The organism is Streptacidiphilus monticola (assembly GCF_042658505.1).
Lineage (GTDB): Bacteria > Actinomycetota > Actinomycetes > Streptomycetales > Streptomycetaceae > Streptacidiphilus > Streptacidiphilus monticola.
Window position 1 is genome coordinate 21,892 of sequence record NZ_JBHSQJ010000099.1, and the last position, 23,264, is coordinate 45,155.

Annotated in this window: 18 protein-coding genes; 8 read left to right on the forward strand and 10 right to left on the reverse strand. The window is 72.2% G+C overall.

The window, feature by feature from the left end:
• The 6 genes from ACFP3V_RS22725 to ACFP3V_RS22750 form a co-directional block, all read right to left on the reverse strand.
• A partial coding sequence (locus ACFP3V_RS22725; protein ID WP_380586441.1) for an autotransporter occupies positions 1–1,747 on the reverse strand: 1,747 nt, incomplete at its 3' end.
• 336 nt (positions 1,748–2,083) lie between these two features.
• Positions 2,084–3,832, reverse strand: a complete 1,749-nt coding sequence (locus ACFP3V_RS22730) for an RICIN domain-containing protein (RefSeq protein WP_380586444.1) — start codon at positions 3,830–3,832, stop codon at positions 2,084–2,086.
• A gap of 163 nt (positions 3,833–3,995) precedes the next feature.
• Complete coding sequence (locus tag ACFP3V_RS22735) at positions 3,996–4,826, reverse strand: carbohydrate ABC transporter permease (protein WP_380586447.1); 831 nt, start codon at positions 4,824–4,826, stop codon at positions 3,996–3,998.
• Positions 4,823–5,800 carry a carbohydrate ABC transporter permease gene (locus ACFP3V_RS22740; protein ID WP_380586450.1) on the reverse strand — a complete coding sequence of 326 codons (978 nt, stop codon included), beginning with the start codon at positions 5,798–5,800 and terminating at the stop codon, positions 4,823–4,825. The genes ACFP3V_RS22735 and ACFP3V_RS22740 overlap by 4 nt, the downstream gene beginning before the upstream one ends.
• Before the next feature lie 126 nt (positions 5,801–5,926).
• A complete protein-coding gene (locus ACFP3V_RS22745) occupies positions 5,927–7,183 on the reverse strand; it encodes a sugar ABC transporter substrate-binding protein (RefSeq protein WP_380586452.1) in 1,257 nt (418 codons plus the stop codon).
• 52 nt (positions 7,184–7,235) lie between these two features.
• Entirely contained in the window at positions 7,236–9,209 is a 1,974-nt protein-coding gene (locus ACFP3V_RS22750) for a glycoside hydrolase family 127 protein (RefSeq protein WP_380586455.1), read from the reverse strand.
• Positions 9,210–9,470: 261 nt separating this feature from the next.
• On the opposite strand from ACFP3V_RS22750, the gene ACFP3V_RS22755 reads away from it, so the two are divergent.
• The 3 genes from ACFP3V_RS22755 to ACFP3V_RS22765 all read left to right on the forward strand — a co-directional run bounded on the left by ACFP3V_RS22755 (position 9,471) and on the right by ACFP3V_RS22765 (position 12,510).
• A complete protein-coding gene (locus ACFP3V_RS22755; RefSeq protein ID WP_380586458.1) occupies positions 9,471–10,493 on the forward strand; it encodes a LacI family DNA-binding transcriptional regulator in 1,023 nt (340 codons plus the stop codon).
• An 89-nt stretch (positions 10,494–10,582) separates the two neighbouring features.
• Positions 10,583–11,041 carry a MarR family winged helix-turn-helix transcriptional regulator gene (locus tag ACFP3V_RS22760; protein ID WP_380586461.1) on the forward strand — a complete coding sequence of 153 codons (459 nt, stop codon included), beginning with the start codon at positions 10,583–10,585 and terminating at the stop codon, positions 11,039–11,041.
• A gap of 65 nt (positions 11,042–11,106) precedes the next feature.
• The gene (locus tag ACFP3V_RS22765; RefSeq protein WP_380586549.1) at positions 11,107–12,510 is read left to right on the forward strand and encodes an MFS transporter; all 1,404 of its coding nucleotides are present in this window, start codon (positions 11,107–11,109) and stop codon (positions 12,508–12,510) included.
• Between the two features lie 276 nt (positions 12,511–12,786).
• Here ACFP3V_RS22765 and ACFP3V_RS22770 read toward each other — a convergent pair whose 3' ends face one another.
• The gene (locus ACFP3V_RS22770; RefSeq protein WP_380586464.1) at positions 12,787–12,993 is read right to left on the reverse strand and encodes a hypothetical protein; all 207 of its coding nucleotides are present in this window, start codon (positions 12,991–12,993) and stop codon (positions 12,787–12,789) included.
• 236 nt (positions 12,994–13,229) lie between these two features.
• Between ACFP3V_RS22770 and ACFP3V_RS22775 the strand changes: the two genes are divergently transcribed.
• Genes ACFP3V_RS22775 through ACFP3V_RS22785 form a run of 3 tightly spaced genes read left to right on the forward strand, consistent with a single transcriptional unit; the run spans position 13,230 to position 19,871 of the window.
• The gene (locus ACFP3V_RS22775) at positions 13,230–16,820 is read left to right on the forward strand and encodes a bifunctional glycosyltransferase/CDP-glycerol:glycerophosphate glycerophosphotransferase (RefSeq protein ID WP_465270107.1); all 3,591 of its coding nucleotides are present in this window, start codon (positions 13,230–13,232) and stop codon (positions 16,818–16,820) included.
• The gene (locus tag ACFP3V_RS22780) at positions 16,810–18,327 is read left to right on the forward strand and encodes a hypothetical protein (protein WP_380586470.1); all 1,518 of its coding nucleotides are present in this window, start codon (positions 16,810–16,812) and stop codon (positions 18,325–18,327) included. Before ACFP3V_RS22775 ends, ACFP3V_RS22780 begins: the two co-directional genes overlap by 11 nt.
• Positions 18,324–19,871: a hypothetical protein gene (locus tag ACFP3V_RS22785; protein WP_380586473.1), complete on the forward strand. Its 1,548-nt coding sequence runs from the start codon at positions 18,324–18,326 to the stop codon at positions 19,869–19,871. Before ACFP3V_RS22780 ends, ACFP3V_RS22785 begins: the two co-directional genes overlap by 4 nt.
• Before the next feature lie 28 nt (positions 19,872–19,899).
• On the opposite strand, the gene ACFP3V_RS22790 is transcribed toward ACFP3V_RS22785, so the two are convergent.
• Positions 19,900–20,328, reverse strand: a complete 429-nt coding sequence (locus ACFP3V_RS22790) for a hypothetical protein (RefSeq protein WP_380586476.1) — start codon at positions 20,326–20,328, stop codon at positions 19,900–19,902.
• A 261-nt stretch (positions 20,329–20,589) separates the two neighbouring features.
• Between ACFP3V_RS22790 and ACFP3V_RS22795 the strand changes: the two genes are divergently transcribed.
• A complete protein-coding gene (locus ACFP3V_RS22795) occupies positions 20,590–21,060 on the forward strand; it encodes a PPOX class F420-dependent oxidoreductase (RefSeq protein WP_380586478.1) in 471 nt (156 codons plus the stop codon).
• 33 nt (positions 21,061–21,093) lie between these two features.
• Entirely contained in the window at positions 21,094–21,651 is a 558-nt protein-coding gene (locus ACFP3V_RS22800; RefSeq protein WP_380586481.1) for a GNAT family N-acetyltransferase, read from the forward strand.
• 19 nt (positions 21,652–21,670) lie between these two features.
• Here ACFP3V_RS22800 and ACFP3V_RS22805 read toward each other — a convergent pair whose 3' ends face one another.
• A complete protein-coding gene (locus ACFP3V_RS22805; RefSeq protein ID WP_380586484.1) occupies positions 21,671–21,937 on the reverse strand; it encodes a DUF4235 domain-containing protein in 267 nt (88 codons plus the stop codon).
• Positions 21,934–23,264 (reverse strand): glycosyl hydrolase family 65 domain-containing protein (locus ACFP3V_RS22810; RefSeq protein ID WP_380586487.1); only part of this gene is annotated, 1,331 nt, incomplete at its 5' end. The genes ACFP3V_RS22810 and ACFP3V_RS22805, both read right to left, overlap by 4 nt.

The following is a 23,264-nucleotide window of genomic DNA, read 5'->3' on the forward strand; positions in this document are numbered from 1 at the left end:
ACGCCGCTGCCCCTGCCGCTCGGGCGGCCGGAGCCGACGGCGCACCGGCCGGAGCGGAGGAGGAGCCGGAGCTCGGCGACGCGCTGCTCGCTCCCGGTCCGGCCAGTCGGCCGCCGACCACCCGCCCCGCGAAGCCCGCGGCGGTCCGCTGAGCCACCGTCAGAATCGCTCCCCGGGCCAGCAGGACCGTGCTTCCGGGCACGCCGCTGAGGGTGCGGACGGTCTGATCGCCGCCCCGGCTCAGGTCGAGGACGGCGGTGGCGGAGGTGAGCCGGACCCCGCTGCTGCTGCTCAGCGTCGCGGACGCGGCGACGGCGAGCGTCCCGGCCGAGACCGTCGTCGGCCCGGTGTAGCCGATCCCGGAGCGCAGGGTGGTCGTCGCCCGCCCTGCCTGCACCAGGGCGCCCCGCCCGGAGATCCGGGCCAGGGTCAGCTGCGTGCCGCGGTTCTGCAGCACGAGCTGCCCGTCGTCCACGATCCGGTCGGCGGCGCCGCCCGTCAGCACCGAGCCGTCGCCGCCCGGCGCTCCGGAACCCAGCCGCAGCACCGCCCCCGCCCCGATCGTCGTGGTGCCGTGGTAGTTCTGCGGGACGGCGAAGGTGACGTCGTTGCCCGGGTGGGACAGCACGCTGATGTCGGCGTCGGCGGGTGTGCTCAGCGAGTCGTGGAAGACTCCGCCGGATATCGGCGTGCGCAGGGTCACCGGGCCGTCGTAGTCGAAGGCGAGGGTGCCCTGGCGGTGGATGTTGATGTAGGAGTCGGCGGCGTTCGCCGGCAGGAAGAAGCGGTGCGTGCTGCCGTCGCCCCACTGGACGTGCGCGCCTTCGATGTTGATGCCCCGGGTGTTGATCCGGTGCGGCACGGCGGCGAAGTTCAGCGAGGGGTCGCTCAGGGCCGGATCGGCGTCGGAGCCGCTGTCGGCGAAGCTGTAGACGCCGATGACCACGACCTTGCCGCTGCCCCAGGAGTGGAAGTTGATGTCGTTGCCGTACACGGTCTGGTAGAAGTCCGGACGCAGCACCAGCGTCCGGTCCCTGGCCGCGCCGACGATCGCGGAGCCGTTGTTGAGCACGGCGCGGACGTGGTCCAGCGAGGTGGTGTAGGCGTTGGTGCCGAAGTTCGTGGCGGTGCCGTTGGCCACGGTTCCGGTGAACGGCTGGTCCCCGGACAGCTCCCAGGTGCCCCAGGTGGAGCGGGGCTGGCTGACCAGTCCGGAGCCGGTGATGGTGCCGAGGTTGTAGTTGCGCCCCGACAGGTCGAGGACGAGCGTGCCGTCGACGCGGATGTTGTCGGCGTTGAGCTGGAAGCCGGGCGTGGCGTAGGGGTAGTGCCCGATCATTCCGGCCGAACCCCCGGTGCCGTACTGGAGGGTGACGCCCCGTTCGACGGTGACGGCAGGTGGGTCGGGGCGGCTGACGGTGGTGACCGGGTGGCTGCGCGTGGTGCTCACCTGTTGGTGGCTGCGGCCTGCGGGCAGCGCGAAGTCGCTGTCCCTGGTGAGGACGAGGGTGGCCGCGCCCGAGGCGGCGCGCAGCGTCAGGGTGCCCTGTCCGCTGAGGACCCCGCCGTAGGTGGTGGTGCCGGCGGGGAGCGTGACGACGGTGTCCCCGTTGAGGACGACGTCCCGCCCGGCGAGGATGTCCGCGGTGATGTCGGCGGCTGCCGCATGGGGGGCGGCGGCCAGGCCCGCGCCCAGCACGGTGGTGACGAACGCCGCGGTCAGTGCCGCCGCTCTCCTCGCGGTCACGCGTAGGTCTCCCTCACTCGCCGACGTGTTGCACTCTGTGCGCTGTCGGGGATTTCTGCGAAGAACACCCTACGGGCTTGTGGGCGATTCCGTGCAACCCGTCCCAAGTCCCCGCCGGGCAGCCGCTGGTGGGCCTTCCACTTCTTCTGCACGGCGCTGAAGGCGAGTTGGGGAGCGGCAGCCCCGGTCAGCGCGGCGCCCACGCCCCGGCAGCTGCGGCGCTACGCCACGGCAGGTCAGCGGGCTCCACCGTCGGCTTCGCCAGGCTGGTGTGGGGAGGGCAAGTTGGTGTGGTGCCGGGGCGCAGTCCGGCACCACACCATGGGCGGAGGTGGGTCAGCGGGCCGTGAGGGTCCACAGGTGGTCGGCGGTGCCGTTGTCGCTCCACTGGAGGACCTGGGCGCCGGCGGCGGTGCTCATGTTGGTCACACCGAGCAGCAGTCCGCTGTTGTAGTTGGCGATCTTGTAGTGCCCGGAGCCGTCCGGGATCAGCTGCCACAGGTGGTCGGCGGTGCCGTTGTCGCCCCAGACGAGCGCCGTCCCCCCGTTGCTGGTGCTCATGTTGCTGATGCCGAGGTCGAGGCCGCTCGCCTGGTTGACGATCTTGTAGAGGCCGGAGCCCGCGGCGACGAGGGTCCAGTTCTGGGTGGTGGAGCCGCCGGGGGTGTTCTGGTCCACCAGCGTGCCCTGCGCGGTGGCCTGGCCGGCGGTGTCCAGGGCCAGTCCGCTGTTGAGGTTGGTGATCTGGTAGCGGCCCGCCAGGGTGGTGGACGTCCCGGTCGGCGTGATCACCAGGTGGTAGCCGTCCGTGGCGTTCGTGGTGACCGGCACGGTGAGGGACCCGTTGCTGACGGCGTAGTCCGCGTCGGAGATGGTGATCGGCCCGGACACGGCCGTGGTGCGGCCCTTGGACGGGGTGTACTCGAGCTTCACGTGGACCGTGGAGCCGAAGGCCGACAGCGAGCCGAGGCCGTTGACGGTGACCGCGGAGGAGCCGGACCCGCCGCCGAAGACGACGCTGATCTGGTTCCCGGCGCCGTTCAGCGAGGCCATGCCGTCGATGCCGGTCTGCGCGGGCGGGGTGGTCACGAGCATGTTGCCGCTCATGTCGCCGTACCACTTGTACAGCCAGTAGGCGCCGTTGGGGCTGCCGCCGGTGTCGGTGAGGGTGTCGCCCAGGGTGCCGTAGTGGTTCCAGAACGCCATCTCGGCGTCGTGCACGCCGAGCCGCTCGAACTTGGCCGCGTAGCCCACCATGGCTCCGGGCACGCCGACCTCGCTGGTGGTGCCGTACTCCTCGATGGAGATCGGGCGGGGGGTGATGCCCAGGCTGTTCTCGATGTCGGTGACGTTGGCGATGTCCCCGGCGATACGCGAGGAGCCCGCCAGCTCGTGCCAGCTGATGATGTCCGGGACCGTGTTGGTCGCGACGGCGTTCTGCAGGAAGCTCTGCATGCCGCTGATGTTGGTGGAGAAGCTGGGGCCCTGGATCGGGGTGGTGGCGTCCTTGGCGCGGACCTCCCGGTAGGTGCGCGTCCAGCCGTCGTTGAAGCTGCCCGCGTGGGTGGTGTCCCAGGTCCAGTCCGGCTCGTTCCACAGCTCGTACGCGGCGATGTTGGTCGCCCCGGAGGCCTTGACGGAGGCGACCTGGGTGTCCACGGCGGACAGCCAGTCGCTCCAACTGACCCACTTGTAGGGGAAGTTCGGGTACCAGTCGGGCATCCGCACGACGACCTTGGCACCGGCCCTGGCGGCCTCCGGGGCCACCTTGAGGGCGTCGCCGCCCGGGCTCGGCTCGCCGTTGGGCAGCTGCGAGCCGCCCGGGGCCATCTGCACGAAGGTGTTCGGCTTGAGCGCCTCGACCAGGCTGTCCGCCGGGACCGTGGCGGTGTCCAGCCCGTACAGGCTGCCGGTGGCCACGTGGGTCACCGGGCGCAGCGTCTGGTTGGCGCTGACGACCAGCGTGGTGGAGCTGCTGGGGGTGGCGTGGGCCGGTGCGGCGGCGGCCAGGCCGCCGACGGCGGTCAGGGAGAGGGTGGTGAGCCAGGCGGCGGCGTGCCCGGCTCGGCTTCTGGCTGTGTGCACGATTGCTCTCCTTTGAGCGGGTGGGTGGTGACTCGGCGGTGCTGTGGAGGAAAGAGCAGGGATCGGCAGCCGGTGATGAGGGTCCGGGCGGCTCGGTCGGCGGCGGTCCTGGGCGCGGCGGACCGCGCCCACGGGCCGCAGGGGGCGAAGTGGACACGGGCGGTCAGTCCTTGACGGCTCCGGCGGTGACGCCGGCGGCCACGTAGCGCTGGGCGAGGACCAGGAGCAGTGCGGCCGGGACGGAGGCCACCACGGCGGTGGCCATGATGGCGTTCCACTCCTGGTTGTTGTTGCCGATGTAGTGGTAGATGCCGAGGGTGATCGGCCGCAGGTTGCCGCCCGCGTCAAGGGTGTTGGCGAAGACGAAGTCGGACCACGCCCACAGGAAGCTGAACAGCGAGACGGTGACCAGGGCGTTGCGGCTGACCGGCAGGACCACCGACCAGAAGGTGCGGAAGGTTCCGGCGCCGTCGATGCGGGCGGCGGCGGTCAGTTCGTCGGGGATGCCGGACATGAAGGCCGTGAAGATCATCACCCCGAACGGCACGGCGATGGTGGAGTCGGCCACGATCAGGCCCCACCAGGTGTTCATCAGGCCCAGGTTGAGGAAGATGCCGTAGAAGCCCATCGCCATGACGATGCCCGGGACCATCTGCGCGATCAGCAGGGCCATGCCGAGGACGCCGCCGCCGCGCGGGCGCAGCTTGGCGAGCGCGTAGCCGGCCGGCGCGGCCAGCAGCAGGGTGAGCGCGACGGTGCCGAGCCCGATCAGCAGGCTGGTCAGCAGATAGGGCAACTGGTCGTGCAGGACCGCCTGGTAGCCCTCGAAGGTCGGGTGCAGCGGGAGCAGGTCCGGCGGGCTCTTGCGCATGTCCTGCTGCGGGGTGAGCGAGACGTTGAGCATCCAGTAGACGGGGAAGAGCATGACCGCCGTGAGGACGACGCCGATGACGGTGGTGCGGGCGGAGCGGCGGTGGGGCGCGGTGGCGGTCATGCTTCCTGCCTCCTCTGGACGCGGATGTAGAGCAGCCCGAAGACCAGGGCGATCAGGATGAGGATGTTGCCCACCGCGGCGCCGGGGCCGAACTGCGGGAGCAGCGAGCCGAATCCGAGCCGGTAGGACCAGGTCGCCAGGGTGGACGAGGAGTCCCCCGGGCCGCCCTTCGTCATGATCCAGATGAGGTCGAAGACCTTGAGCGTGTAGACGAAGCCGAGCAGCAGCACGATCGCGGAGACCGGCCGCAGCAGCGGGAAGGTGATGCGGCGGAACTGCTGCCAGGCCCCGGCCCCGTCCAGCGCCGCCGCCTCGTACAGCTCGCCCGGGATGTTCTGCAGGCCGCTGTGGAGGATGACCAGGTTGAACGGGATGCCGATCCAGATGTTGGCGATGATCACCGAGGTCAGCGCCCAGTCCGGGGAGGTGAGCCAGTCCACCGGGGACACGCCGACGAGGTGGAGCGCGTAGTTGAGCACGCCGGACTCGCTGTTCATCATCCAGGCCCAGGTGGACGAGGAGACGATCAGCGGCAGCAGCCACGGGATCAGGAACAGCGCCCGCAGCAGGCCGGAGAGGCGGAAGTTCCGGTTGAAGAACACGGCCAGCGCCAGGCCAGCGCAGTACTGCACCGCGATGGACGCGAGCACGAACACGAAGGTGTTGCGCATCGCCGGCCAGAACGTCGGGTCGCGCAGGACCTGGTCGAAGTTGTCCCAGCCGGAGAACGGGGCCCCGCCGGCCACGAAGGACCGCACCGTGTAGTGGTGCAGGCTCAGGTCGAGGTTGCGGTAGAGCGGATAGAGGTAGAACGCGGCGAGGTAGGCCACCAGCGGCGCGGCGAACGCCCAGGCGGTCCACTGGTGCCTGCGGTGCTGACGGCGCTGGGCCCTGCCGCCGTCGGCCGGGGTGGGCCCGGTCGCCCTGAACGCGGCCGGTGACCGCTGCGGGCGGTCGGCTCGGGCGAGGGTCATGCGATGCTCCTAGGGCGGGAACGGCGTCCAGGACGCGGTGCTGTCAGCGGGAGGGGCGGCGCGCGCGGCGCGGGACGCGCGCCGCACCTCCGGTCTCCGGATGGAGGGACGGTCGGGGCCGGAGACTCAGCCCTGGTGGTTGGCGACGGCCTGCTGTGCGGCGTCCATCGCGGCCTGGGCGCTCTTGCCGCCGGACAGACCGGCCTGCACCGCGGTCCACAACTGCTCGGAGATGACCGGGTACTTGGTGCCGAGCCCGTTGCTGGTGCGGCCGCGCGCGGCGGCGACCGCGGACACCCACGGCTGCAGCGCGGGGTTCTGCTGGACCTGCTGCTGCTGGACCGTGCCGGTGGGCGCGACGTAGGACAGGGTGTTGTCGGTGGCCAGCAGGTTGGTCGGGCTGATCAGGCAGTCGACGATCTTCTTGGTGACGCCGTAGCGGGACTTGTCCTGCTGGATCGGCACCGTCACGAACTCGCCGCCGGTCGGTGCCGGGGCCGAACCGCCGTTCTGGCCGGGGATGTTGATGATGCCGTAGGGGAAGCCGGCCTTGGCGGCGTTGCCCAGCTGCCAGGTGCCGTTCTCGCCGAAGGCGTACTGGCCGGTGGCGAACTCCTGCCAGCTGGTGGTCTGGGTGTTCTGCAGCACGTCGTTCGGTGCCAGCCCCTGGTCGACCCACCCCTTCCACAGCGACAGCGCGGCCACGCCCTTGGCGTCGTTCAGCTTCGTCAGGTCGCCGCCCGCGCCCCAGAACCACGGCAGGAACTGGAAGCTGCCCTCCTCCGTGCCGATCGCGGAGAAGGTGATGCCCTTCTTGCCCGCGGCCTTGACCTTCTGCAGCGCGGCGGTGAGCGAGGCCCAGTCCTTGATGCCCGCCGGGTCGACGCCGGCCGCCTTGAGGACGTTCTTGTTGTAGTACAGGGCAAGGGTGTTGGCGCCGATCGGCACGCCGTAGGAGGCGCCGTCCACGACGCCCGCGCCGAGGATGTTCTGCTGGATCGAGGAGGTGTCCAGGCCCAGGTCGCTGGTCTTGTTCAGGATTCCGGCCTGCACGAGCGTGGAGACGACCGGGTTGTCGACCAGCATCACGTCGGGAGCGTTGCCCTGCTGTGCGGCCAGGAGCGCCTTGTTGCCCAGGTCGGTGGTGTCCATGCCGGTGCGCTTGACGGTGACGCCCGCCTGGGTGCCGCAGGCGGCGACGCGCTTGCCCCAGTCGGAGGAGGCGTCGAACTGGGGATACGGGTCCCAGAACGTGTAGGTGCCCTTGGCGGAGCCGCCGGATCCGGTGGTGGCGCTGCCGCCGGAGGACGAACACGCCACGGCGGACGCGAGCGTTCCGGTGGCCAGCACAGCGGCGACGAGAGTGCGGCGCAGGTGTCTCATGGGGACCTCGTTGTCGGAGGGAGGGTGGGAGAAGGGGGCGGTGCGAGGGGGATCAGCTGGTGGGCAGCCAAACGCGCATGCTGCCGGTCGTGCGGTTGGCCCAGGCGTAGTAGGGCACGGCGGTCAGCTCCACCGGCGTGCCCGGGTCCTGGGAGCCGGTGGCACCCACGGCCGGGGTGTAGGGCCACCAGCCGGTGTCGGGGAGGGTGCGACGATAGCCCGCCGCGACCACGGTGACCACCCCTTCCAGCAGATCAGGGCGGTCCTTGACGGTGAGCGGGGTGCTCGTGTCGAGCACGATGTCGTCCAGCCCGCCGTCGGGGTGGTCGGCCTGCTCCAGGCAGTGGACGAGCGGGCCGCGCTCGATGGCGACGCAGCCGCGGACGGCGTCCACTCGCGGGTCGGCGGCGACCAGACGGGGCGTCAGGTCCAGGTCGAGGACGACCTCGTCACCCACGCTCCAGCTCCGGGTGATCCGCAGCCAGCCGTCCTCGGCGGCGGCGGCGACAGCGGCGCCGTTGACGCTGAGGCTGTGCTCCGCGGCCCACTGCGGCAGCCGCAGCGACAGCGTCCAGGTAGCCTGCGGGGCCTGCGACGCCTGGGGAGTCCGCGGAGTCTGCTCGACGGTCACCGCGATGCGGCCGCGCCACGGGTACTCCGTGTTAACGCTCACAGTCAGCGGCGCGCCGTCGGCCTCACCGTGGAAGCGGCCCGAGGCGTACTGGTGCAGCTGCAGCCCCCGGCCGTCGGTCGAGGAGAGGTAGTGCTCCAGGCTCGCCAGCAGCCGCATCACATTCGGCGGGCAGCAGGCGCAGCGGAACCAGCGGGTGCGCCGCGAGGACTGGTCACCCCCGGCATCCACATAACCGTCGCGCACCGCAAGCGGGTTGACGTACAGCCAGCTCTCGCCATCCAGCGACATGCCGGCCAGGAAGCCGTTGAACAGGGTCCGCTCGATCAGGTCGCTGTACCGGGCCTGGCCGGTCAGCAGGGCCATCCGCCAGCTGAACTGGATCGAGGCGATGGCGGCGCAGGTCTCGCAGTAGGCGCGCTCGTTGGGGAGTTCGTACGGGTCGCCGAAGTCCTCCTTGTCGTGGTGCGCGCCGACGCCTCCGGTCAGGTGGGTCTTGGTGGCCGCCATCGCGTGCCACAGCCGGGCACTCGCCTCGGCCAGTTCCGGGTCCCCGGTCTCGGTCGCCAGGTCCGCCGCCGCGGCCAGCAGGTAGAGCTGGCGCACCGCGTGGCCCTCGACGTTCTGCGCCTCGCGCAGCGGGACGCGGTCCTGGCAGTAGGCCTCGAAGCCGTGGGCGCCGTGGCCGTGCCGGTCGACGAAGTAGCCGGCCAGGTCGAGGTAGCGCCGGTCGCCGGTCTCGCGGTAGAGCTCGGCGAGCGCGGTCTCCACCTCGGGGTGGGCGTCGAAGCTGTCGATGGGCCTGCCGCTGCCGGGCGGTCCGAAGACGGTGTCGATGTGGTCGGCGAACCTGCGCGCCACGTCCAGCAGTTCGGTGCGTCCGGTGGCGCGGTGGTGGGCGATCGCGGCCTGGATCAGATGGCCCGCGTTGTAGAGCTCGTGGCCCCAGCGCAGGTCGCTGTAGCGGCCCTTGCCCTTGCCGGACTGGATCCAGGTGCTGAGGTAGCCGTCGTCCTCCTGGGCGGCGACGACCAGGGCGACGATCCGGTCCACCTCGGCGGCCAGTTCCGTGCTGTCGCGGCCGGCCACGGCGTCCTGGCCGAGCTGCCAGGAGGCCGCCTCCAGCCACTTGTAGACGTCCGTGTCCTGGAAGGGGTAGTCCCCCTCGAAGGCGCCGTCCTCGGCGCCCGCGACCAGGCGCAGGTTGTGCAGGTTGCCGGCGGACTCGAGCAGCCGCGGGCCCTGCGGGATGCCCACCCGGGCGTTGACCTGGCGGCGGTCGTACCAGAAACCCGCCGTCACCGTCGGCGCGACCGTCGGCCGAAGCGCGGCTCGCGCCTGCGGGCCGAGCCGGACCGGGCCGGTCACGGAAGGGGCGGTGGACTCGCGGGACATGGGACTCCCCAGATCGGTGCCTGTGCGGCAGTCGCGGCGACGCCGCGCGGCCGGGTGCACGGCGTGCGGCGCACGCTGTGCCTGCGGTGCGCAACGTCGGTTGGGCAAATGCGCAAACCTTTTTCAAGCCGGAAACGTAGGGGTCATGCGGCGGAACGTCAAGACTGCTCGCAGACTGGGTTTTCGTTTGCTCACGACTGGCCAAGCCGGGCGGGCGGTGGCACTATGGCCCGAGCAGAGACTCAGAGCAAAGGATTGCCCGTGGCGGAGTCGGGTCGAACGACCACCAGGACGAGGGCCACGCTCACCGACGTCGCCGCGATGGCAGGCGTCAGCGTGGGCACGGCCTCGAAGGCCCTCAGCGGCACCGGCCGGATGCGCCCCGAGACGCGGCAGCGCGTCCTCGACGCGGTCCAGGCCCTCGACTTCCGCCCCAACCAGCAGGCGCAGAGCCTGCACACCGGCCGGAGCTGGACGGTCGGCCTGATGACCACCGACGGCATCGGCCGGTTCAGCACCCCGGTCCTGCTGGGCGCGGAGGACGCCCTGGGCGCCGGGAAGATCTCCGTGCTGCTCTGCGACACCCGCGGCGACCTGATCCGGGAGCAGCACCACCTGCAGAACCTGATGGACCGTCGGGTGGACGGGATCATCGTCACCGGCCGCCGCACCGATCCGCGCCCCCCGCTGACCGGTGTCCACGACGGCGTCCCCGTCGTCTACGCACTGTCGCCCTCGACGGACCCGGACGACATCTCCGTCGTCTCCGACGACGCCCAGGGCTGCCGCCTCGCGGTCGACCATCTCCTGGCGACCGGGCGCACCCGCATCGCCCACGTGACCGGACCGGCGCACCATGCCGCGGCCGCGGACCGGGCGCACTGGACGGAGCAGCGCCTCGCCGAGTCATCGCTCCAACTGGCCACCGGCAGGCCGCACTTCGGCGACTGGAGCGAGGCCTGGGGCCGGCGCGCCGCCGACGCCGTACTGCGGGCGGAACCGGACACCGACGCCTTCTTCTGCGGCAACGACCAGATCGCCCGGGGCGTCGCCGACACGCTGCGCGAACGGGGCATCGCCGTCCCGGACCGGATCGCGGTCGTCGGCTTCGACAACTGGGACACGATGGTCCTGGCCTCCCGGCCACCGCTGACCACCATCGACGGCAACCTGACCGAGATCGGCCGGATCGCGGCTCTGCGCCTGCTCGACGCGATCGACGACCGCCCGATGCCGGGCGTGCACCAGGTGCCGTGCCGGCTGGTCGTACGGGACTCCGCGTAGCGACCGGGCGGGCCCCAGGGTTGCAGGGCCCCCAGGGCCCCAGGACAGAGATACATAAAGCATTAATATAAAAGAGCTATGCTTCTCCCATGAGCAGTCACGGCGCCGCTGACGGCGCTTCCGCCGCGATCGGATCGGTCCTCTACGAGCTGGCCACCAAGGCCGTGAGACGCCTTCCCCGCGACCTGAGCCTCACCTCCGCCGCCACCCTGGCCACGCTGGACCGGACCGGCCCACGACGGATCACCGACCTGGCCGCGAGCGAGGGCGTCACCCAGCCCGCGATGACCGTCCTGGTCCGGGTGATGGAGGAGGACGGGCTGGTCGAGCGGAGCGGCGACCCGTCCGACAAGCGGGTCACGCTGGTACGCCTGACCCAGGCCGGCGAGTCCTACGTCCGCGCACGGCGCCAGGCCGGCGTCCAGGCCTTCGCGCGGCTGATCGACAAGCTCACCGACGACGACGTCGAGGCCCTGACGGCGGCGCTCCCCGCGCTGCTGCGTCTGGAGGCCCTCGACGGCCAGGACCAGGAAGGGTCGAAGCGGTGACCCGCGACGAGCGTCCGGACGCGCTTCCGTCCGGGACGGAGCCGCGACTGCTGGTCCCCTCCCTGATGTTCATCGCCCTGGTCGTGGCGGCGGTCGGCAGCCTCGGGACGCCGCTGATCACCAGCGTGGCGACCACGTTCCACGTCTCCCTGGACAGCGCGCAGTGGACGCTGACCATCGCCCTGCTGAGCGGCGCCGTCGCCACCCCCGTCCTCGGCCGGCTCGGAGCCGGCCCGCACCGACGGGCCACGATTCTCGCCACGCTGGCCGTCGTCGTCGCCGGCAGCGCGCTGACCGTGCTGCCGCTGCCGTTCGCCTGGCTGCTCGTCGGCCGCGCGGCCCAGGGCGTCGGGCTCGGACTGACGGCGCTGATGATGGGCGTGGCCCGCGACCACCTCCCCGAAGGCCGCAGCGGGCCCACGATCGCCCTGATCTCCGTGGTCTCGATCATCGGAGCGGGCGTCGGCTACCCCCTCACCGCGCTGCTCGCCGAGTTCGGCGGGGTGCGCGCCGCCTACGGCCTCGGCCTGCTCGTCACCGCCGCCGCCCTGCTGACCGCCTGGCGCTCCGTGCCCGAGGCCCCCGGGGGCCGCTCCGCACGCATGGACGTCACGGGCGCGTTCCTCCTGGCAAGTGGACTGTTCCTCGTCCTGTTCCTCGCCGGGGAGACGGGCCTGTGGAGCCGTCACCTCGCCCTGGCCTCGGTCCTCACCGTCGCCGCCGTGCTCCTGCTCTGCGCCTGGACCGTCGTCGAGCTGCGCAGCGCGACGCCGCTGGTCGACGTCCGGGCGGTGCGGCACCCGGCGGTCGCCGGGGCGAACATCGCCATGTTCGTCGGCGGGATGGGCATGTACCTCCTGCTCACGCTCATCACCCGGTACGCGCAGACGCCGCCCAGCGCCGGCTACGGCTTCGGGCTGAGCACCTTCGTCGCCGGACTGGTCCTGGTCCCGTTCTCCGTGCTGGGGTTCGTCGCGGGCAAGCTCACGCCTCGGCTGCGCGAGCGCATCGACGCCCCCTTCCTCCTGGCCGGCAGCGCCGTGGTCGTCGGCGGCGGATTCGTCCTCTTCGCGGGGGCCCGCTCGAACCTGGCCGAACTGTTCGTCGCCATGGGCGTGTTGGGCTTCGGCGTGGGCAGCTTCTCGGCCGCCATGCCCGGCGTCATCCTCGCGGTCACCCCCAGGAGCGAGACCTCGAGCGCCATGAGCTTCAACTACGTCGTCCGCAGCGTGGGTTACTCCCTGGGCAGCGCCATCGGCGGCCTGGTCCTGGCCGGCGGCACCGACCCCGGCCGTCCCTTCCCGCATGACGGGACGTACACCACGGCGGCGCTGGTCGGCATCGCCGCGATGGCGCTCACGACCCTGACCGCCCTCGCCCTCGCCCGCCCGCGCTCGGCCGAGACCGACCCGACCTCCGCCCCGGCCGTCGCCCCGAGCCCGGGCCGGCCGGGCCGGCCGGGCCGGTGACGGGCTGACGCCTGATCGGTGGCCGGCGACGTGGACCGACCCGGCACGCGGCGCGCCGGCGACCGACCGGGCGGAGCGGGGCGACTGGAAGGTCCGGTCGTCGGCGAACCGCCCGGCGGGGAGCCCTCCCCTGCCCCGCGCTGCCACGCACAGGCAGAGAACATGCCGGACGGGGTAGAAGCCTCTGCGGCGGCCACCGGACAACAGAAGGCCGCTCCGCCCGCCTCGGCGCTCCGCGCGGAGGCGAGGCGGTGCCGCAGCGAGGAGGCCGGCGGCTCAGGCGAAGAGGAGGTTCTCCGCCTCCTCGAGGTCGTACTCGCTCTCCCAGCACGAGTCGCAGCAGAACTCGCGCTTCAGGTCCTCGATGTGCGCCCAGGACTCCACCTCACGGACCGCCTGGGGGCCGGCCGTCGGGCAGAAGGCCAGGACGCGGGCGGTGTCACCGCTGTGGTCGACGGTGAGGGCGATGTACGTGCTGTCCATGCACTCCACACTGGGCGCACCTCGGCGGACCGGCAATCGCAGGCCCGCTCGCCGCAGGGGGCCGACCGGGGGGTGCTGCCACCCGCTCGGCCGAGTGCCGCGGGTCGCAGCGCGCGCCCCGCGGGGCTGCCTGGGTGAGGATGTTGACGGCAAGGATCCGCGAGGTACCTGCTGTGCCCCGCGGCACCCCGCACAGAAGGGTGGGCGCTGGTATGGCCTCTCGGCTCTCCGTAGTCGTGCCGATCTTCAATGTCGAACCGTATCTCGACGAATGCCTGGCCTCGCTGGCCACGCAGACCATGGGCGACTTCGAGGTCGTCATGGTGGACGACGGTTCCACGGACGGAAGTGCCGAGATCGCCAGAGCGTGGGAGGCCAGGGACGGCCGTTTCCGGCTGGTGCGCAAGGAGAACGCGGGCCTGGGCCCGGCACGCAACACCGGCATCGAGCACATCAGCCCGGAGAGCGAGTTCCTCGCGTTCGTCGACAGCGACGACACCCTCCCGCCGCACGCCTACGAACTGATGCTGGACACGCTGGACCGCACCGGCTCCGACTTCGCCACGGGGAACGTGCTGCGCTTCCGTTCCACCGACCACCACCAGTCCCCGGTCCACCGGCGTCCCTTCGCGCGGACCCGGCTGGAGACGCACGTCAGCGAGTTCCCGCCGCTGATCACCGACCGGACGGCCTGGAACAAGGTCTACCGGCGCAGCTTCTGGGAGCGGCACCGGCTGCAGTACCCGCCGATCCTGTACGAGGACGCCCCGGTCAGCATCCCGCTGCATTTCCTCGCCGAGAAGGTGGACGTGCTCGCGGAGCACATCTACAACTGGCGCGAACGCGATTCGGGCACCCAGTCGATCACGCAGAACCGGACGAATCCCCAGGGTCTGATCGACCGCGTGGCGTCCATCGGCATGGTCCGGGAATTCCTGCGGAACCAGGCGGATCCACGTTTCGACGAGTTCCGCCACCGCTACGACCGCAACGCGCTGGTCGAGGAGATCCCGCTGTTCTTCAAGCCGCTGCGGATCGCGGGCGCGGAGTTCCGGACGGCCTACCTCGACCACGTCGGGCGGCTGGTCGCCGACATCGGCCCGAAGACGCTGAACGCCCTCCCGCAGCCGATGCGGTTGAAGTACTACCTCACCGTCAAGCGCCGCCTGGACGAGCTGCTGGCGATGCTGGAGTTCGAGCGCACCTACCCGTACACGATCCCGATGCACGGGACGCTGCGCCCCGCCGCGGACTACCCGTTCCTGCGGGCGCCGGTCCCCGCCGCCGTACTGCGGCTGGACCAGGAGCTGGTGGTGCGCACCGGGCTGCGCAGCGCGCAGTGGACGGCGGACGGCAGGCTGGAGCTCACCGGCTTCGCGTATCCGAGGCACGCCGGGGCGACCCGGCCCCGCGAGGCGCTGAAGATGCTGGTGCTGCGCGAGAGCGGCGGCCGGCGCAGGCTCGCCGTGCCGGCCCGCACGGTCCGCGACCCGCGGATCACCGCGGAGGCCTGGGGGCAGGCCCTGCGCGACTGCGACTACGGCGGGTTCGAGGCGCACATCGACCCCGCCCGGCTCAAACGCCGCGGCCGCTGGGTGGACGGCATGTGGCGGGTGACGGTGGGCGTGCTGGGTCCGGGCCGGCCGCGCCGGAGCCGCCTCAAGGGCGGTCCCTTCGACGCGGGCGCGAACCCGCCCGCGCGCTGGGTCAGCGAGCGGGTGCGGGTCGTCCCCGAGATCCACGACGCCCACCTGTACCTGCACGTGGAGACCGTGCACGCGGTGGCCGACGCCGCCGCGCCCGCCGCCGACGGCTTCGAGATCAGGGGCCGTCTCGACGCGGAGCTGGCGGCCCAGGCCGAGCTGCTGGTGCTGCAGTGCCAGGAGGACGGCGGCGCGGCGGTGCAGGTCGCGGGCCGGCTGGAGGTGGGGCGGGTCGACGACGGCTGGGCCCCCTTCACCGCTTTCGTCGACCCGGCGCTGATGGCCGCCGCCCGCAAGGACCTGTTCCGGCTGCACCCGAACCTGGCGGACCGTCAGCAGGTCCGCTGGGGCGTGCAGTTGCTCGACGGTGACGGGGAGCCGGTGAGCGTGGTGATGGCGGAGCGCTGGGCGGACCGGGGCGAGCAGCATCGGGCGGCGGTCGACGCGGCGGACCAGGTGCGTCTGCTGCACTTCAAGCGCTCGCCCCACGGATACCTGCAGATCGTCGAGCAGCCCGCCCAGCCGGTCTTCGACAAGGCGGTCGCACTGCCCGCCGAGGAGTGCTTCGCACTGGAGGGCTCCTTCCCCCTGCCCGGCCGTCACCAGCTGGAGCTGGTGCTGCGGCACGGCCACTACGCGCAGACGCACACGCATCCGGCGGAGGCGGTCGACGGACGGCTCCTCGTGAAGCTGCCGGCGGTGCCCAACCCGGCCTGGAACGGCGACGTCCCGCTGCTGTCGGGCCGGTGGCGGCTCTTCGTTCGCCTGCCCGTTGACGCTGACGCCCCGTCAGGGGAGACCGGCGAGGAGCAGCGGGCCCTGGAGGTCCGGGCGAAGATCGCACCGACGGCGCAGGGGACGCTGCCGCTGGAGGTGGAGGCACGCGGTCGCACGGTCCGGCTGCGCCGCCACAACTACGACGCCCTGCTGCTGGAGGTCGAGAGCTCCGTCCCGGTCGGCGAGCGCGGCGGCTTCCACCGGCGCCGGATGCGCGAGGAGGTCTATCCCGCCGCGCGGGAGCGGCCGTTGCTGCCGCAGGTGCTGTACGACGTCTTCGGCGGCCGGGACTACGCGGACTCCCCCCGGGCGATCCACCAGGAGTTCCTGCGCCGCGACACGGGACTGGAACACCTGTGGGTGGTCCGCGACCACCGGGCGGTCACCCCGCCCGGGGCCCGAACCGTGGTGTTCGACAGCTCCGAGTGGTACGAGGCCTACGCCCGCAGCCGCTTCGTCGTCGGCAACACCCACTTCCCGGCGTGGCTGGCCGCGCGCCCGGAGCAGGTCGTCGTGCAGACCTGGCACGGGACGCCGCTCAAGCGGATCGGGTTCGACTTCGACAACGACTGGTTCGCGGACACCGACTACCTGGAAGAGCTGCGGCGCGAGGTGCCGCAGTGGCGGCTGCTGCTGGCGCCGAACCGGTTCAGCACACCGGTGTTCCGCCGGGCCTTCCGCTACGAGGGCGAGATCCTGGAGTCTGGTTACCCGCGCAACGACCTGCTGCTGGCGCCGGACCGGGAGCTGCGGGCCCGGCGGGTACGTGAGGCGCTCGGCCTGCCGGAGGGCAGGCGGGTGGTGCTCTACGCGCCCACCTGGCGCGAGGACCAGGCCCGGCCCTCGGGCGGCTACCAGTTGGACCTGCGGCTGGACCTCCCGCTGCTGCGGTCGCGGCTGGGCGGCGACCACGTCCTGCTGGTCCGGCCGCACGCCCACGTCGGCGACCACGTGCCCGGCGCGGGCGACGGGTTCGTCTGGGACGTCGGCAGCTACCCCGACATCGCGGACCTGTACCTGGTGGCGGACGTGCTGCTGACGGACTACTCGTCCACGATGTTCGACTTCGCGGTGACAGGTCGTCCGATGCTGTTCTTCACTTACGACCTGGACCGGTACCGCGACGTGCTGCGCGGCTTCTACTTCGACTTCGAGGCGCAGGCGCCGGGGCCGCTGCTGGCGACCACCGAGGAGGTCGTCGACGCGCTGCTCCACCTGGACCGGGTGGCGGCCGACAGCGCGGCGTCCTACGCGGCGTTCCGCGCGCGGTACTGCGACCTCGACGACGGGCAGGCCGCCCGGCGGGTGGTCGACCGGATGCTGGAACTGTGGCGCGATGGCCGCTGACTCGCTCTCGACCGGGCCTCCCGCCACCGGCCCCGGGCAGTCGCCCGGGCGGCGCTGGTCCGCCCGCGCGCGGCGGCTGGCGCAGCGGATTCCCCCGGCCCGCCGCTTTCCGCTGGCCATGGCCGCGGTCTTCCTCGCCTGCTCGCTGGCGTGGTGGGTGGCCTTCTATCCCGGGCTGATGAGCTACGACAGCTTCACCTACACCTGGGAGGCGACCACCGGTCACTGGATCAACGACCATTCGATCCCTTACGTCGCCGGTGTCTGGCTGAGCCTGCACCTGTCCGGGACCTACGCGCCCCTGACGTTCTGTCAGATCGTGGCCGCGGCCGGGCTCGTCGGGTACCTCGCGGCGGGGCTGGAGCGGTTCGCGATCCGGCGGCGCTGGATCGCCGGCGCGGTGGTGCTGTGCGGCGTGCTGCCGCCGACCGGGGAGTTCTTCGTCTTCGTGTGGAAGGACGTCCCCTTCGTCCTCGGCGCGCTGGCGGCCGCGGGTGCGCTGCTGCACCTGGTCGGCGGGTGGCTGCGGGTACCGCGCTCGGCCCGGCGGTCCGCGCCGGGCCGCCGGGCGCCCTGGCTGGTGCTCGGCGTCGGCATGCTGCTGATGTGCCTGGCGCGCAACAACGGCTTCCTCACGGTGGTCTGCACCGGACTCGTGCTGCTGGCCTGCGTGCCCTGGCACTGGCGCCGGATCGCGTCGGTGACGGCCGTCCCGGTGCTGGTCTACGTCTTCCTGGTGACGGTGGTGTATCCGGCGGCCGGGGTGCAGCCGCAGAAGAACAACTCGGCGTACAGCTTCTTCTACGCCGACCTCGCCTACGGCTACAGCAAGGACCCGGGTCTGTTCACCAAGGCCCAGCTGTCGGCGATGGCGGCGGTGGCGCCGTTGGAGCACTGGCGCACCGCCGGGGCCCAGTGCTGGGACTCGGACCCGCTGACCATCTCCTCGCAGTTCCACGCGGCCGCCGCGACCACCAACCGGTCGCAGCTGCTGTCCGCGTTCACCACCGTGCTCAAGCGCGCACCGCAGTACGTCGCCGACGCGCAGCTGTGCCGCGCCCACAACGCCTGGGCGGTCTTCCCCGACCACCCGATCCTGGTCGCGCCCGTGGACTACACCGGCCCGTACCACGCCGCGGTCGTCTCCCACCCGGAGCTGGCGCACAACCCCTTCCACCAGGCCTTCCACAGCCGACCGCTGTCGCGGACCGCGCACCGCGCCGGCCACTGGTGGTACGACCTGTCCCGCACCCCGCAGCTGGAATGGATCCTGTGGGGCGGAGCCGTGTGGTGCTACCTCACCTACGCCTGGATCCTCCGGCTCACCCGCCGGGTCCGGCGGCGTGAACTGCTCGCCGCGGCGGCGGTCATGGCCGGCCTGCAGCTGACGGTCTTGATCGCGACCCCGGCGCCGCTGTACCGGTACATGGCCGGGCCGACGGTCCTCGGCGTGCTGCTGCTCCCGCTGGCGTGCTCCCGGCTCCGCCTCCCCGAGGACCCGCCATGACCCTGACGCCCGAGCGCGCCGACGCGGACGGCCCCGGCCTGCGCGAGCGGGCGCGCACGGCCGGGCAGACGCTGGGCCGCCCGCTGCGCCGGATGCGCGACCGGATCCCGTCGCGCCTGCGGATGCCCCTGGGCGTGGGGCTGCTGGCGCTACTCGGCTACCTGCTGTGGTGGGCCGCCTTCTACCCGGGGCTGATGACCTACGACAGCTTCACCTACACCTGGGAGTCGACGACCAGCCACTGGATCGACGACCACTCGATCTTCTACATCTCCTGCGTCTGGCTCTCCCTCCGACTCACCGGCGACTACGCGCTGCTGACGCTGTGCCAGGTGCTCGGCATGTCGGCCGCCATCGGCTACCTGGCCGCGGGCCTGCGCAAGTTCCGGGTGCGCACCGGCTGGATCGTCGCCGCCGTGGTGCTGCTGCTGGTGCTGCCGTCGAGCGGCGACTTCGTCGTCTACGTCTGGAAGGACGTCCCGTACGTCATCGGCGGAGTGCTCGGCTTCGCGGCGCTGACGCATCTGGCCGCCGCCCTGCTGCGCGGGCCCCGGCCGCGCAGCAGGGACGGCAGCCGCGACCGGCATCGGGGGGCACGGCGCGACTGGCTGCTGCTCGGGGCCGGCTTCACCCTCGTCTGCCTGTCCCGGAACAACGGCTTCCTGGCCGTCCTGATCAGCGGCGCGGCGCTGCTGCTGTGCCTGCCGTGGCTGTGGCGACGGATCCTGCCGGCCGTGCTGATCCCCGTCCTGATCTTCGTGGGCCTGGACCGGGGCCTCTACCCGGCACTGGGCGTGACCCAGCCCGCCGACTACGCGGGCAACACCTTCGTCTACGCGGACATCGGCTACGTCTACGCCACCACCCCGCAGGTGTTCTCGGCGGCCGACAGGCAACTGCTCAGCCGCGTCGCCCCGTTGCGGCACTGGAAGACCGCGGGCGCGGACTTCTACGGCGTCGACGCGCTGTCCCGCGGCCTGGACAAGGCCGCGGCCGTCGCCCACCACGACCAGCTGATGGCCCTCTTCCTCAAGACGCTCCGCACCTCGCCCGCGGCCATCGCGCGGGTGACGGTCTGCCGGGGCACCCCGGCCTGGGCCGTCAACCCCGCGAAGGACCGGACCTTCGTGATGGACGTGCGGTCGTCGCCCAACGGCTACACCTTCATGAACGGCCACCCGGAGCTGTATGCCAGCCCCTACTACCCGTCGATGCACGTCCGGCCGCTGTCGGGAACCCTGCACCACGCCGCGGAGTGGTGGTACGACCTCGGAAAGACACCGCAGCTGAACTGGATCATCTGGAACGGGGCCACCTGGTGCTGGCTCGGCTACCTCGTCGTCCTGCGGCTGGCCCACCGGCTCCGCCGCCGCGAGGTGCTCGCGCCGGCCGCCGTCACCCTGGGGGCGCAGCTGACGGTGTTCGTCGCGACGCCCGCCCCCCTGTTCCGCTACATGGCCACACCGTTCTTCGTCGGGGTGCTGTCGCTGCCGCTGCTCTTCTCCCGGCTCGACCGCGACGCGGACCCCACGGAGCCACGCTAACCTGAACAGCCCTGCACGACACGGAAGTTCAGCGACCCAGGACGGCGATGCCGACGGCCAGCAGAGCTGCCACCTTGGCGCACTCCAGCGCCACGTACGCGTGGTGCACCCGGGACCGGGGCAGGTCCTCCCCCGCCAGGACGCGCTCCGAGCGGCGGTTGAGCGCAGGCCGGACCGCCGCCAGTTGCGCCACGAGCAGCACGACGGCCACGATCGTCGGCACACCGACGGACGCGGGCGCACTCCCCGCCGCCACCGCGACGGCCAGACCGACGGCGAACAGCGCCTCGATGCTGTTCAGCGCGCGGAAGACCAGCCGCCCGATGCCAAGCCCCACCGGAACGGTGACGCCTGGCGCGCGGAACTTCAGCGGCGCCTCCACGAAGGAAATGGCCAGCACCATGCCCAGCCAGGTGAAGACGAGTGCTGCGGCCGCAGCAGCCGCCGTGGCGTCCATCGTTGTCTCCTCTCCGGCCGCCCGCCGCGCCGGCGGCGACCCTGCCGCGACGCTACCGAATAAGCATCTCGGATGCATATTTGCCCGCCCCGCCGGTGGCCGGGATCACAGACCGGCCCGGGCCGCCGACACGGCGCCGCCGTCCGGCGGTGCCCGCCGCAGGGGCGACTGAAACGCCGACGGCGACACGCCCGGGCCTCGGCGGGGTTGGATCTTGGGGTTAGAGTGACCGGAGCTTTCGACGCGAAGGAAGGCGGATCCATGGCACGGCGCATCGCGACGAACACCGAGGCCGACCGGGACGGCCTGGTGGAGTTCGTCCGCCCACGGCACCGGATGGTGCTGCTCACCCGCCGGGCGGACGGCTCACCGCAGGCCTCCCCCGTCACCGGCGGAGTGGACGACAGCGGACGGATCGTCGTGTCCACCTACCCCGAGCGGGCCAAGACCTGCAACGCCCGACTGCGCCCGCAGGTCAGCGTGGTGGTCCTGTCGGACGACTGGGACGGGCCCTGGGTGCAGGTCAACGGGACCGTCGAGGTCCTCGAGGCGGCCGAGGGACCGGCGGCGCTCGACGCCTTCGTCGAGTACTTCCGCAACATCTCCGGCGAGCACCCGGACTGGCAGGAGTACCGGCAGGCCATGGTGGACCAGGGCAAGGTGCTGCTGCGGATCACCCCCGACAGCTGGGGACCGATCGCCACCGGCGGCTTCCCGGCCCGCCTCGCCTGACCAGCACCACCACGAGACCCTGGGAGATCCGCCATGGACGCCGTCACCACCGGAGCGAACGACGTGACCGAAGTGACGTTCCGCGACGCCACGGAGGCCGATGTCGACGACCTGGTCGCCCTGATCGAGTCCGCCTACCGGGGCGAGTCCAGCCGCACGGGCTGGACCTCCGAGGCGCACCTGCTGAGTGGCCGGCGCACGGATGCGGAGGGCGTCCGTGCCGTCGTGACCGCCCCGGACAGCCGCATGCTGGCCGTCGAACGCGACGGCGCGCTGGTCGCCTGCTGCCAGCTCCAACACCTCGGCGAGCACGCCTACTTCGGCATGTTCGCGGTCCGGCCGGCGCTGCAGGGCGCGGGTCTGGGCAAGACCGTCCTGGCCGAGGCCGAGCGCAGGGCCCGCGCGGCGTGGGGCGTGCGCGAGATGCACATGACCGTGATCACCGCCCGCGAGGACCTGATCGCCTGGTACGAGCGCCGTGGCTACCGCCGCACCGGACGGCTGACGCCCTTCCCCTACGGGGACGAGCGCTTCGGGATCCCGCAGCGCCCGGGCCTGGAGTTCGAACTCCTGGTCAAGCCGCTGCCGTAGACGGGCAGCCGACGCCCCGTCAGTCCGGCCAGGTGCCGGTGAGCCGGCGCACGGCCACCGCGCCCGACCGGTCCACGGCCGCCTTCACCAGGGCGAAGACCGCGCCCTGCAGCGCGGCCGCCAGCAGCACCTCGCGCCAGCGGCGGTTCTCGTCCTTGGCGTCCGGCGCGTCCTGGTCCCGGTCGACCAGCTTCCACAGCTGCTTGAACAGGAGGCCGGCCACCACCCCGCTGCCCGCGCCGAGCAGCATGCCGACCGGCTTGTAGGCCACCTTGGCGGCGTTCATCGCGTCCCCTTCCGCTCACCGGCTCGAATGCCCCGGTCCCTGGCCGCCTTTCCCTGCTCAGGCCCGGTAAACCGATCCGCGGAGCCGTCGCCGTCCCAGGATCCGTCCGGCAGTGGCCCGCCCCGCCGCGCCGGACGGCGGCCCTGGGGCTGCACGGGTTCGGGGCGCGCCGGCGCGGGTGGCACCGGCCGGGTCTCCGGCCGACCGGGCTCCAGCCGCAGCTCCTCGCCGAAATGACGGACCGTCAGCGACCCGCCCTCCTGGACCAGGTACTCCGCGCTGCCCTGCACCGCCCGCACCCGCAGCGTCCGTCCGCGCAGCCGCAGCCGGAAGCAGAGCGACGACAGCTCGGGCGGCAGCCGCGGCGCGAACGCGGGCGCCCCCGGTCCCAGCCGGAACCCGCCCAGCCCGGCCACCAGCGCGGTCCACGCCCCGGCCAGCGAGGCCAGGTGCAGGCCGTCGCGAGAGTTGTGCTGAAGGTCGTCCAGGTCGATCAGCGCCGCCTCGGCAAGGTAGTCGTACGCCAGCCGCAGATGCCCCAACTCGGCCGCCACGACCGCCTGGACGGCGGCCGACAGGGAGGAGTCACGGACCGTCAGCTCCTCGTAGTAGGAGAAGTCGGCGGCCTTCTGCTCCTCGCTGAACGCCTCGCCGCGCAGGTAGAGCGCGAGCGCCAGGTCGGCCTGCTTGACCACCTGCTTGCGGTAGAGGTCCACGTACGGGAAGTGCAGCAGCAGGGGGTAGCACTCGGGGCCGGTGGCGGCGAAGTCCCAGCGCTGGTGCCCGGTGAAGCCCGCCGCCTGCTCGTGGACTCCGAGCCGCGGGTTGAAGGGCAGGTTGACCGCGTCCGCCGCGTCGCGCCAGGCGGCGGTCTCCTCGTCGTCCACGCCCAGCGCCTCGGCCTCGGCGGGGAAGCGGTCGGCCAGGTCGGCGGCAAGGCGCAGGTTCGCCTGGGCCATCAGGTTGGTGTAGAGGTTGTCGTCGGCGAGGGCGCTGTACTCGTCGGGGCCGGTCACGCCGTCGATGTGGAACCGGCCGTCGTGCCCGTGGTGGCCCAGTGAACGCCACAACCGCGCCGTCTCGACGGCGAGTTCGAGGCCGGTGCCGCGGCCGAACGCCTCGTCGCCGGTGGCGTGCAGGTAGCGGGCGACCGCGTCGGCCACGTCGGCGTTGACGTGGAAGGCCGCGGTGCCCGCGGGCCAGTACCCGGAGCACTCCCGCCCGGCGATCGTGCGCCAGGGGAAGGCGGCACCGCGCAGTCCCAGCTGCGCCGCCCGTTCGCGGGCCGCCGGGAGGATGTTCCGCCGCCAGCACAGGGCGGCGGCCG